Genomic DNA, 11,749 nt, shown 5'->3' with positions numbered 1-11,749 from the left:
CAGGTCACGCTGACGACCGGACTCAGTTCTGCGAGGAGACCATCACCGGCCGGGTCGCGTCCAGCAGCACCGACTGGGTCACGCTCCCGAACAGCACCTTCCCGCTCGGACTGCGCTTGCGGCCGCTCATCGCGATGAGGTCGGCGCCGACCTCATCGGCCATCGAGAGAATCTCCTCGGTCGCCGCGCCGTGGACGCGGCGCTTGTCGACGGTGAACCCCTCGTCGGTCAGCATCTCGACGACCGTGCCCACGCTCTCCGGGTAGTCCGTCTCGTCGAAGAGTTCCTCCGTACTGACGCGGCCGGTCCCGTCGCCGACATCGTACGGTTCCTCGACGTTGAGGGCGACGACCTCCACGTCCTCGGGGTCTCTCGGCAGGCCCATCACGTCCCGTGCCGCCTGTTTCGCGCGCTCTTCGTTGTGGTCGACTGGCAGGAGTACTCGGTACACGTTGCAACCTCCAGATGACCGACACGTAATTCCTCCGGTCTGTTTTCACGACCCTGGGTTACGAGGAGCGTTTATGCCGTTGGACGCCAGTACGCGCGCTCACGACGGCGCTCCCCGAACCAGTCACCCTTCGCCGACGCGCCCGTCGTGTCCCTCCCACTCCCGCTCGCGGAGTTCGAACTTCTGAATCTTCCCGGTGGATGTCTTCGGGAGTTCGTCGACGAACTCGACCCGGCGGACGGCCTTGTAGGTCGCCAGGCGCTCCCGCGTGAACTCGGTTATCTCCCCGGCCGTCACGCCCGGGTTCTCCGGGTCGCCGTTTCTGGGGATGATAAATGCCTTCGGCGTCTCCCCCCACTCCTCGCTGGGCGAGGGGACGACGGCGACCTCACGGACCTCCGGGTGGTCGTACAGGCAGTCCTCCAGTTGCAGCGTCGAGATGTTCTCCCCGCCGGAGACGATGATGTCCTTCTTGCGGTCCTTGATGCGGAGCATCCCGTCTTCGTCGACCGAGGCGAGGTCGCCGGTGTGGAACCACCCCTCCGCGCGGGCGTTGAACGCCTCCTCCGTCTCCTCGGGCTTGTTCCAGTACCCCTCCATTATCTGGTTGCCCCTGACGACGATTTCGCCGATTTCCTCGTCGTTCTCGGCCACGTCGTCGCCGTGCTCGTCGACGACGCGGAGTTCGGTCCCGAGCATCGCGAAGCCCTGTCGTTTCTTGATTTCGAAGCGGGCGTCGTCGTTCTGGTCGAACAGGCGCTTGTAGTCGGAGGTGACGATGAGCGGGCCCGTCTCCGTCGAGCCGTACATGTGCTTGAAGTACCACCCGATGTCGTCCTCCAGCGTGCGCATCGTGGCTTCGGGCGGGGCCGCGCCGCCCGACGCGATGCGCAGGTCGTTGTCCCCCGTCGTCTGGGGGTCGTGGTCCTCCCAGTACTCGATGAGCCTGTTCATCACCGTCGGCGCACAGCACATGTAGGAGACGTCCTCCGCGGCGATTTTCTCGAAGGTCGTGCCCGGGTCGAACCCGCGCGCGCAGACGTGGCGTGCGCCGACGCCGGTGACCGCGAAGATGTGTCCCCAGCCGTTGACGTGGAACATCGGCAGCGTCCAGTAGTACACGTCGTCGCTCTCGATGGACTGCTGGTGGGCGGTCAGGTAGGCGTGGACCGTCTCGGTGCGGTGGGTCCGCATGACGCCCTTCGGGTCGCCGGTCGTCCCCGACGTGTAGTTGATAGTGACGAGTTCGTCCTCGTGCATCTCCGGGCGGTCGTAGTCGTCCGGGTCGTACTCGGCGATGACCGCCTCGTAGTCGGCCCACTCGGCGTCGGTGTCCGCGCGGTCGGGGTCGGTGCAGATGTAGGTGTGGACGTCCACCGCGTCGCGGATGGGGTCGACGTTGTCGACGAAATCCCAGTCGCAGACGATGACGTCGATGCCGGCGTCGTCGACGATGTACTCGTTCTCGCCCGGCTTGAGCCGGTAGTTCAGCGGCGTGTGGACCGCGCCAATCTGGATTGCGGCGTAGGCCGTCTCCAGGTGGTAGTGGGTGTTCGGGTCCAGCACGGCCACCCGGTCGCCCTTCTCGACGCCGCGGTCCTGCAGCGCCGCCGAGAGCCGGTCGACGCGGGCCCCGAGGTCGTCGTAGGTCAGCCGCTCGCCGTCGACTGTGAGGACGGCCTCGTGGTCCCCGAAGTGCTCGCGCGCCCTGTCGAGAAACTCCGTGGCGAGGAGAGGCTTCTCCATACTCTACTCTACCGACGGTAGCGCGCACGAAATGGGTACAGGTTGCTATGTAAAACTCGCCAGCGTTACAGCGAGACCCGTTCGTGGCCCGTCTCGCCGAGGTGGGTCGCGTCGCGGTCGCTGTAGCCCTTCCGCCCGATGGCCTCCTCGCCGAGCGCGCCGTAGATGGCGAGGCGAGCGTCCTCCTCGGTCTCGAAGTGCTCGTTCGGCAGCGTCTCCAGCACGTCGCCCAGCGTCGCCGCGCCGTTTGGCAGTTTCAGTTCGACGTCGCCGTGGTCCTCGACGAACTCCGCAGCGGTCGACGGGAACGTGTGCGTGGCAAACGAGTCCTCTGCATCTCTCACGATTCTCATGAACGACCGTGGGGAATCCGCAGGCATAAACCTTCACTATTTATAATCTCATTCTGGTAAAGGACCTCTAGTGGATACTAGGGACAGTCCCGGACGGCGAGCAGAAAAACCGATGTAGCGCCGGGCCGTCCGGCCGGTATGGTCGTCGCGGACCTCCACGTCCACACCACGAACTCCGACGGGTCGCTCACGCTCGAAACCATCCCCGACGCGGCCCGGGCAGCAGACGTGGGGACCGTCGCCGTCACCGACCACGACCGCGTCCATCCGGACCTGCGGACCCCGGTCGCCGTCGTGGACGGCATCACCGTCGTCCACGGCATCGAACTCCGGGTCGACTCGCCGGCGGGGAAGGTCGACCTGCTGGGCTACGGCGTCGAGCGGACCGACGAACTCGTCGCGGAAGTCGACCGGTTGCAGGAGAACCGCATCGAGCGCGCCCGCGCCATCGTCGACTGCGTCGAGGACCGCCTCGACGTCTCGCTGGATGTGACCTTCGAACCCGGCGTCGGTCGCCCGCACATCGCCCGCGCAGTCGCCGACAGCGACGCCGACTACGGCTACGACGACGCCTTCGCGGACCTCATCGGCGACGACTGCCCCTGCTACGTCGCCCGCGACATCGTCGACTTCGAGCGCGGCCGGGACCTGCTCGCCGACGCCTGCGGCCTCGTCGCGCTGGCCCATCCCTTCCGGTACGACGACGTCGAGGGGGCGCTGGCCCTCTGTGACTCTCTCGACGGCGTCGAGCGCCACTACGACTACGGCCGCGAGGTCGACCCGCGACCGGTCGAGCGGGCCGTCGAGCGGTACGACCTCGTGGTCACGGGCGGCAGCGACGCCCACGACGAGGTCCTCGGCAGGGCGGGGCTGGACCGCGACGAGTACCACCGCTTCCGGAGCTACGTGTAGGCCCTCGACTGCCCCCGTGTCGCGGTCACCGTCCTGTCGGCTCCCCGCTGGGTGCACCGAAGCGACGCCTGCGGTGCGTCCCCGTTCTATCTCTCGTCTTCGCCGTCTCTCTCGGCGTCGGATGCGTAGCCTTCAATGCCGTCCCTCTCGAAGGGTCGCGTATGGAGTGTCACTACTGCGACCGGGCGGCGGACATCGCGGTCGAGAAAGACGGTATCAAGGTCGGGGTCTGCAAGGAGCACTTCAAGGAGCAGATGGAGCAACTCGCCGACTCCGATTGGCTCGACGGCGTCGAGGAGGACCTCGACATCGACCGTCGGGAGTGACACGACAGGGACAGAGCGGTCCTGTTCTCGCTCGAACGGGGTTCAGTCGTCAGCGGGCGTTCCGGAACTCGGCTGTTCGGTGGCTCCGGTCTCGCGGCCGACGACGTTCTGATTCGCAGCGACCCAGCGCAACAACAGGAACGCGAACACGTATTTTGCGAGGATATCGAGCCCGGAGTACCCCCACGACGTGACCCCGACACCGAGGACGGCGAAGCCCTCCGAGCCGAGTGCCCACAGTATCGGGTAGCCGAGCCACAGAACCACAGTCAACGTCTTGAGGGTGTTGAATATCTCCGCAGTGCCGGCAGCGGCCGCGTCGGCCGGCCACTCGACCAGGAGGACGTAGAGGACTGCGACGAAGAACGCACAGCTGAGTGCGTAGAACACCCACCGCAGGAGGTAGGAACCCGTCGTCAGCGCGGCGGCCAGCCCGGTCACGCACATCCCTACGTCCATCGTAATCGCCGTGAACAGTTTCGCCCGGTCAGTTCCGGCCAGCAACCCGAGCGCGGTCAGAATCATCGGGGTCGATAACGCCCACGTGAGATACCGTCCCCACGGGGAGAACACCCCTCCTTCGCCCGCGAGCGCGTGCCCAGCGGGCATCTCGAGGAAGCCGACAGTCAGGCCGGAGACCAGTCCGAGGTAACTCGAAAGAGAGACCAGCGGGACCAGCAGGGTTGCGACCCAGATGAGCTGTGCCCGCGTCCCTTCGATGTTCCTGCCCATGTAGACGAACAGTAGAATCGACACGCCCGCCAGGGCGACGTTCGTCCACAGCGACGACGCCAGCAGGCTGTCGCTGTGGATGAAATCGAAGGCCTCGGACTGCGTCATCTGGAGTGCCGTTTCGAACTGTACTACCGTCGCAACGTCCGCGAGTGGCGCAGCTATCATTGGTGTTGGTTCGCGCTACCGGTCGCCCCAGCGATGCCGGCCACCGTTGGCTCGCTCCGTGCTGGTTCCGGGAGGGTTCGTATTCCGTCGTCGATTCGGGACATTCAATCGTTAATATGTCACTGAGTGATAAAAACGGATGGGGCAAACGTATCGGTACCGGTGGCTGTGGCTCCATCGGCCCTGCGAGCAGGGACCGTCCGCTTCCGGCCGTCGGTCAGTGCTCTCCCTCGTCGCTCGTCTCGAACTCGCTGTACGGGGTCGTGTACTCGTTGCGGCTGCGGTCTTCGTCGTCGACCGCCACCCGACGAACGCGGTTGCGGACTGTGTTCGAGGAGGCGCTGCTGCAGGAACGCTCGCCAACTGTCCAAGATAAAATGTCCGCACGGGAGACGACGAATCCCGTCACCGCTCCGCCGACGAAATCGAGGTCGTGTCGGTTACTCTTCGTCGTGCAGTTCGTGACTGTCGACGATGAGCACCGGCAGGTGGGTCCGCCGCAGGACCTTCTCGGCGACGCTGCCGAGGATGACCCGCGACAGGCCGGAGCGCCCGTGCGAGCCCATAACGACGAGGTCGATGTCGTTCTCCTCGACGAACTTCCGGATGGCCCGGGCGGGTTCGCCGACCTGCAGGTGCTGTTTGACATCCAGTCCGTGTTCGGCGGCCCGGTCGGCGACGTAGCTGGTCGCCTCCTCGGCGTCCGCTTTCACCTCGGGCATCTCGTCCAGGTGGCCCTGGCGGATGCGGTCGACCTGTTCGGTGCCCAGCCCGTAGCTGGTGGCGTCGACGTCGATGACGTACAGCGCGTGTACCGTCGCGTCGTACTTCTCGGCGATGTCGATGGCGTTGTCGACCGCGAACTGCGACGTTTCGCTACCGTCCGTCGGAACGAGGATGTGTTCGTACATGGTTTTAGTCGTCTGCTGGGGCGTCGCTGCCGGTCACGACGTCTTCTGCGCTCTGTTGCTGCCCCATCGGCTCGGGGCTGTGACACTGCCGGACCATCCGCTTGGTCCGCATGTCCGGTTCGGGCGTCATCAGCGAGACCGCGATGGTGACGATGAAGACCGCGGGCGTGCCGACGAGGGCAGCACCGATTGCCGGCACCCACTCCGCGAGCAGCGGGCTGAACGGTTCCGAGAGGACGGTGCTGTTGACGGTCGCAGTGATCCACAGGACGAGCCCGAAGATCATCCCGGCGAGTGCGCCCTGGCGGTTGGTGTTCTCCCACCAGAGTCCCAGGAAGAACATCGGGAACAGCACGATGCCGGCCAGCGAGAAGGCCAGCGCGACGAGCTGTCCGATGAGTGCAGGCGGGTTGAAGGCCGTCACCGTCACCAGCGCGCCGATGGTGATAATCGTCGCGCGGCCGATGAGGACCTGCTGGCGCTGGGTGGCGTCGTCGTTGATGAGTTCGCTGTAGATGTCGTGGGCGACTGCGGACGAGGCCGTGATGAACAGGCCCGCCGTCGTCGCGATCGCGGCGGCCATCGCGCCGGCCGCGACCAGCCCGACGAACCACTCGGGGAGGTTCGCGAACTGTGCTGCCAGCACGACGATGACGTCACCTTCGGCACCGCTCATGCCGCCCTCTGCTGCGAACGCGCTGACGCCCTGCGTGACCTCGAACAGGTTGACGCCGAAGGCCGCCATCGCGGGTGCGGCCCAGTACAGCAGCAGGATGAAGAACAGGCCCCACACCGTCGACCAGCGGGCGGTCCGCTCGTTTTCGACCGTGTAGAAGCGCACGAGCACGTGCGGGAGTCCGCACGTGCCGACGATGAGCGAGAACGCGGTGCCCGCCCACAGCCACGGCGAGGAGTTCGCGAACGGCTCGGAGAACTCGGCCCCCAGTTCGCTGAAGAGCGCGCCGTACTCTATCTGCGGGAGAACCGTCGAGTAGCCCTGCGTGAAGCCGACCACGTACACGCCCGCCAGGAACGCCACGATGAGGATGACGTACTGGACGGCCATGTTCTTGGTCGCGCCGAGCATGCCCGACAGCGCCAGGTAGCCGACGGTGATGGTCATCATCACGATGATCATCGGGATGATGTCCAGCCCGAAGACGTACTGGCCGACCAGGCCCATCCCGCGGGCCTGGCCGACGGAGTAGACGTACGCGATGAGCAGCGTGGTAAACGCCGCGAGCGCACGTGCGGTCGGCGAGTTGAAGCGGTCACCCACGAAGTCGGGTGCCGTGTACTTCCCGAACCGGCGCATCTGCGCGGCCAGGAAGATGAGCAGGATGAAGTAGCCGGTGGTCCAGCCGACGATGAAGGCCAGCCCGTAAAAGCCCGCGAGGGCGACCAGTCCGGCCAGTCCGAGGTAGGACGCGGCGGACATCCAGTTGGCGCCGATCGCCATGCCGTTCTCGATGTTCCCGATGCCACGGCCGGCGACCCACATGCCCTCGGTGTCGGCCACTTTGAACACGTAGCCGATGACGAGGAACGAGGCCATCATCAGGAAGACGATGATGGCGGGCAGGAGCTTGAACCCGATGTTCAGCGCGTCTGCCTGCAGGGGAAGTGTCTCCATCATTCCTCGATACCCCCGTCAGTGGCCGTGACTTCCTCGCTGGTACCGCTGCCGCTGCCGCTCTCGACGCTCGAGGGGTCGATACCGTACTTCTCGTCGAGTTTGTCCCGCTGGCGGGCGTAGATGCCGGCCAGGAGCAGTGCGCCGGTCGGCGCACCGATTGCGATGAGGAAGTAGTGCAGCGGGAAGCCACCGGGAATCGTCTGCGTCATCGTCTCCGGGGCCAGCCACGTGGCGATAAAGGGCCCCCAGACGATGAGCACCCAGGCGGCGAACGTCCCCCAGACCACCTTCAGGTGGTCGCGCATGAAGGGGGTGCTGGGGCTGAGTAGGTTGATTTCTGTTTCGAGGTAGTTGACGTCCGCCTCCTCGGCGGCCACACCTCCGTCCGTTTCGAGTTCGTGCGAGCTATCTTCGCTCGCGGTATCAGTGTCGCTCATTGTCTTGCGTGGGTATGTGGAGGGTCAGTTGCCGCGGACCTTCTCCGCGATCTCCTCGACCACGTCGGGGTTGCGCAGCGTCGAGGTGTTCCCGAGTTCGTCGCCGTTGGCGATGTCCTCGAGCAGACGCCGCATGATTTTGCCCGAGCGCGTCTTCGGCAGTTCGTGGGTGAACACGACCGCCTCTGGCCGTGCGATCGGGCCGATGCTGCCCTCGACGGACTCGATAATCTGCTGGCGGAGGTCCTCGTCGCCCTCGTAGCCGTCCTCGGTGATGACGTAGGTGTAGACCGCTTCGCCTTTCATCTCGTGGTCGCCGCCGACGACTGCGGCCTCGGCGACGCCCGGCACGCCGACGATGGCCGATTCGATCTCCATCGTCCCCAGGCGGTGGCCGGAGACGTTGATGACGTCGTCGACGCGGCCGAGAATCGTGATGTAGCCGTCGTCGTCGATCTTCGCGCCGTCCTCGGGGAAGTAGACCCACTGGTCCTTCTCCGGGATGGAGTACTCGTCCCAGTACTCGTTGATGAAGCGCTCGTCGTTCTTGTACAGCGTCCGCAGCATGCCGGGCCAGGGCTTGTTGACGATGAGGTAGCCCGCGCGGCCGGCCTCGACCGGGGAGCCCTTCTCGTCGACGATGTCGGCGCTGACACCCGGGAGCGGCGGCCCGGCGGAGCCGGGTTTCATGTTCTTGATGGCCGGCAGCGTGGTAATCATCATGCCGCCGGTCTCGGTCTGCCACCAGGTGTCGACGATGGGACACTCCTCGTTCCCGATGTGCTTGTAGTACCACTTCCACGCACGCGGGTTGATTGGTTCGCCCACCGTGCCCAGCAGGCGGAGGCTGGAGAGGTCGTGCTGTTCGGGGTACTCCTTGCCCCACTTCATGAACGCGCGAATCGCGGTGGGCGCGGTGTAGAGCTGGGTGACGTCGTGGTCGTCGACGATCTCCCACATGCGGTCCTTGTCGGGGTAGTCCGGGGTGCCCTCGTACATGACCGAGGTGGTACCCAGCGCGAGCGGGCCGTAGACGATGTAGGAGTGTCCGGTGATCCAGCCGATGTCGGCCGAGCACCAGTAGTTGTCCTCGGGCTTGACGTCGAGGACCGCGTGGCTCGTGAAGGCGGTGTAGGCCAGGTAGCCACCGGTGGTGTGCTTGACGCCCTTCGGCTTGCCCGTCGTCCCCGACGTGTACATGAGAAACAGCATGTCCTCGGCGTCGCGGGAGACCGGCTCGACGTCCGCGCCCTCCTGATCGGCCAGCAGGTCGTGGTAGTCGTGCTGGCTCGGGCCGAGGTCGTGGTCGAACTCGTCGCCGAGGCGGTCGACGACGACGGTGTCGACGTCCTGGTCGACCTGTTCCAGACCCTCCTCGGCCTTGTTCAGGTGCTCCAGCCCGTCACCGCGGCGGTAGTAGCCGTCGCAGGTGACGAGGTACTCGGAGTCGGCGGCGTTCATCCGGGTGGCGAGTGCGTCCGCCGAGAAGCCCGCGAAGACCACCGCGTGCGGTGCGCCGATGCGGGCACACGCGAGCATGGCGACGGGCAGCTCCGGTATCATCGGCATGTACATCGTGACCACGTCGTCCTCCTCGACGCCCATGTCGCGGAGGACGGCCGCGAACTCGTTGACCTCGCGGTGGAGTTGTTCGTAGGTATAGGTGCGCTCCTCGCCGAGTTCCCCCACCCACTCGATGGCGGCCTCGTCGCCGCGGTCGTCGAGGTGTCGGTCCAGGCAGTTCGCGCTCGCGTTGAGCGACCCGCCCGTGAACCACTCGTAGAAGGGTGCTTCGCTCTCGTCGAGCACCTCGTCGTAGTCCTCGTCCCAGTCGAGGAGGTCGGCCGCACGCTCCCACGCCTCCGGCCAGTTCTCGTCGAACTCCTCGTAAATCGATTCGTCTGTCACGTTCGCCTGCTCGACGAACGATTCCGGGGGCTCGAACTCGTCTTGCTCCTCGAGCCTCGCCTCCAGTTCGACCTCGATGTCGTCGTCATCTGACATTGCAACCATGTATCCAGCAACGTCCATATTAATGGACGCCGCTAATTATCCCAATCTATAATTATTCCTCCGTGTTTCCGTGAAAAATTCCGGTCTGTAAATGGTGCAAAATACTGCCGTTACCACCGGTTATTTATACGTACAGCCCTGCGCACCGCGACCACCCCTGGGTTACCCGTGGTTTCGGGGTCCCGTCTAGATCGTCGGGCACACCCTACCCTAGACATCTAGTGGTAGCGGTTGACATGGGTGACATACGCAAGTGGCAACTACTCCTCATCAAACGCGACGCCGAGGAGTTTCTGCTGGGCGCGTCTGAGGTGGTTGTGCAGCGTCGGCGAGGAGATGTCCATCGACTCGGCCAGTTCCTCGGCGGTCGACCCGCGGGGCCACTCGAAGTAGCCCGCGTGGTAGGCGGCTCGTAACACCGACTGCTGCTTGTCGGTGAGCCGCTCGTCCATCGATTCGCGGAACCCGGTCGGCGTCTGCTCGGTCGGCGTCACCTCCTGTTTGCTCCGCAGCGACATCGACGGGTACTGCCGGCTGAGTTCGTCCACGAGCGCGCGCACTCCGACGTTGGGCGCGAACTCCGCGACGACCTCGGCGGACGCTCCCTCGACGGTTAGCTCGGTGACCGTTCCGCCCCGCTCGGTCAGCGCCAGCATCGGGGAGCCACACTGCACGATCACCTCCAGGAGCGCGCCGTCCTCGTAGCCGCGGATGAGCCTGGCGTCGCCGATGCGGTCGGTCTCGGAGACCCAGCCCAGCACCGTGTCCCCCGAGACGCCCTCGACCGTGAGAAAGCACAGCAGCGAGTGGGCGTCGGCCGCCACGACGCCCTCCAGGTCGACGGCACAGCCGAGCGTCGCCGCGAGGTCGACCAGCACCGCCTCCCGGTCGGTGTACCGCAGCGTCAGGGCGACGACGGTGTCCCCGAGCAGGAGTTGCCGGCGCTCCGTGGCGGTTATCGTCAGCCCGATGCGCCGCCCGAGGTCGGCCAGCACGGTCCGCTCGGGGTCGTCGAAGCCCCCGCGTCCCTCGGCCCGGACGACGAGCGCCCCGTAGTTAGTCTCCCCGTGGACGACGGGGACCGCCGCCAGCAGCCCCCGTTCGTCGGCTCCCGGCCGCGGGTGGTCCGGCGCGACCAGCACCCGGTCGGTCTGGAGCGCCTGCTTGACGATTGTGGTGTTGCCGGCTCCCGAGAACCGGTCGGGGTCGTCGCCCGCGTGGTCGCGGACGACGATGCGGTCGCGCTGGCGCTCGCGCTCGGTCATCCACGCCGCGGTGTACGTGTCGTCCGCGACCAGCGTGGCACACACCGCCGACTCGATTTCCTCCCGCGACCCGGCCGCCGACAGCGCCTCCCCCACGCAGTCCATCGTCGCGACGACGCCGCCGAGCCGTCCCGAGCGGCTGACGGTCTCCTGTGGCTCGCTCAGCCCCTCGAACGCCGCGGCAATCTCGTCGCGGGTGGGCTCGTCCAGCGCCGGCAACAGCCCGTCGACGCCCTCCCAGCCGCCGACGGCGGTGACGATGCGTGGGTCCACGCCCTGCTCGACGAGCAGTTGGCGGGCGAAATAGCGCCGGAGGACAGAGGGAGTCACCGACTGGAGGCTCGGCCGGCCGGTCCAGTCGGCGGCGCGCTCGCCGACCTCGCGGACCAGCATCTGGACCCGGCGGGTCGAGACGTCGATGACCGGCTCCGTCGTGTCGATGTCGTTGCTCCTCACGTACTGCCAGAAGTCGTGGGCGACCCGCGAGGGCAGGTACGTCTCGCGGGTCCCGCCGTCGCTCTCGTGGACCTCCAGGAAGTACTGCGTCCGCCCCTCCCCGCCCTGGCTCGTGACGTCCGCCGGCGTCACGCGCGGAATCTCGGCCGCCCGGAGGCCGACCTCGCCGCACAGGCGCACGAGCAGTTCCTCGCGGTAGGTCTCCGTCGACTGCCGCAACTGCTCGTACTCGCGCTCGGTCAGCCGAATGTCCTCGGCGGCCTCGCTCATATTTCGAACTACGTTGAATATGCGAAACCGTGTATATAGATTTTGCCCCCGGTCAGAGCCGAGCACCTCGCGT

12 protein-coding genes are annotated in these 11,749 nt (G+C 66.1%); 2 read left to right on the top strand and 10 right to left on the bottom strand.

From position 1 onward, the window contains the following. Positions 1–22: 22 nt before the first annotated feature. From WDJ57_RS06435 to WDJ57_RS06425, 3 genes are all read right to left on the bottom strand, one after another. Positions 23–451 carry a universal stress protein gene (locus tag WDJ57_RS06435; RefSeq protein ID WP_338904916.1) on the bottom strand — a complete coding sequence of 143 codons (429 nt, stop codon included), beginning with the start codon at positions 449–451 and terminating at the stop codon, positions 23–25. A gap of 123 nt (positions 452–574) precedes the next feature. Beyond that, complete coding sequence (locus WDJ57_RS06430) at positions 575–2,197, bottom strand: long-chain-fatty-acid--CoA ligase (RefSeq protein ID WP_338904915.1); 1,623 nt, start codon at positions 2,195–2,197, stop codon at positions 575–577. 65 nt (positions 2,198–2,262) lie between these two features. Next, positions 2,263–2,550 (bottom strand): DUF5789 family protein, encoded by a 288-nt coding sequence (locus WDJ57_RS06425; protein WP_338904914.1) that lies wholly within the window; start codon positions 2,548–2,550, stop codon positions 2,263–2,265. Between the two features lie 138 nt (positions 2,551–2,688). On the opposite strand from WDJ57_RS06425, the gene WDJ57_RS06420 reads away from it, so the two are divergent. Both WDJ57_RS06420 and WDJ57_RS06415 read left to right on the top strand, forming a co-directional pair. Then, complete coding sequence (locus WDJ57_RS06420; protein ID WP_338904913.1) at positions 2,689–3,462, top strand: PHP domain-containing protein; 774 nt, start codon at positions 2,689–2,691, stop codon at positions 3,460–3,462. Between the two features lie 161 nt (positions 3,463–3,623). Next, a complete protein-coding gene (locus tag WDJ57_RS06415) occupies positions 3,624–3,788 on the top strand; it encodes a DUF6757 family protein (protein ID WP_338904912.1) in 165 nt (54 codons plus the stop codon). A 42-nt stretch (positions 3,789–3,830) separates the two neighbouring features. Here WDJ57_RS06415 and WDJ57_RS06410 read toward each other — a convergent pair whose 3' ends face one another. From WDJ57_RS06410 to WDJ57_RS06380, 7 genes are all read right to left on the bottom strand, one after another. Continuing rightward, the gene (locus tag WDJ57_RS06410) at positions 3,831–4,688 is read right to left on the bottom strand and encodes a bacteriorhodopsin (protein ID WP_338904910.1); all 858 of its coding nucleotides are present in this window, start codon (positions 4,686–4,688) and stop codon (positions 3,831–3,833) included. A gap of 217 nt (positions 4,689–4,905) precedes the next feature. After that, positions 4,906–5,097 carry a hypothetical protein gene (locus tag WDJ57_RS06405; RefSeq protein ID WP_338904908.1) on the bottom strand — a complete coding sequence of 64 codons (192 nt, stop codon included), beginning with the start codon at positions 5,095–5,097 and terminating at the stop codon, positions 4,906–4,908. Positions 5,098–5,128: 31 nt separating this feature from the next. Next, positions 5,129–5,599, bottom strand: coding sequence for a universal stress protein (locus tag WDJ57_RS06400; protein WP_338904906.1), 471 nt, complete (start codon positions 5,597–5,599; stop codon positions 5,129–5,131). Positions 5,600–5,603: 4 nt separating this feature from the next. Further along, positions 5,604–7,232: a VC_2705 family sodium/solute symporter gene (locus WDJ57_RS06395; protein ID WP_380630213.1), complete on the bottom strand. Its 1,629-nt coding sequence runs from the start codon at positions 7,230–7,232 to the stop codon at positions 5,604–5,606. Next, complete coding sequence (locus WDJ57_RS06390) at positions 7,232–7,672, bottom strand: DUF4212 domain-containing protein (protein ID WP_338904902.1); 441 nt, start codon at positions 7,670–7,672, stop codon at positions 7,232–7,234. Before WDJ57_RS06390 ends, WDJ57_RS06395 begins: the two co-directional genes overlap by 1 nt. Before the next feature lie 24 nt (positions 7,673–7,696). Continuing rightward, the gene (gene acs, locus WDJ57_RS06385; protein ID WP_338904900.1) at positions 7,697–9,676 is read right to left on the bottom strand and encodes an acetate--CoA ligase; all 1,980 of its coding nucleotides are present in this window, start codon (positions 9,674–9,676) and stop codon (positions 7,697–7,699) included. 269 nt (positions 9,677–9,945) lie between these two features. Beyond that, positions 9,946–11,676 carry a bacterio-opsin activator domain-containing protein gene (locus WDJ57_RS06380; RefSeq protein ID WP_338904898.1) on the bottom strand — a complete coding sequence of 577 codons (1,731 nt, stop codon included), beginning with the start codon at positions 11,674–11,676 and terminating at the stop codon, positions 9,946–9,948. Between the last annotated feature and the right edge of the window lie 73 nt (positions 11,677–11,749).

This window comes from Salinibaculum sp. SYNS191, assembly GCF_037338445.1.
Taxonomy (GTDB): Archaea; Halobacteriota; Halobacteria; order Halobacteriales; family Haloarculaceae; genus Salinibaculum; species Salinibaculum marinum.
The sequence above is the reverse complement of the archived record's forward strand: the minus strand, read 5'-3'. Positions and strand labels throughout refer to the sequence as shown.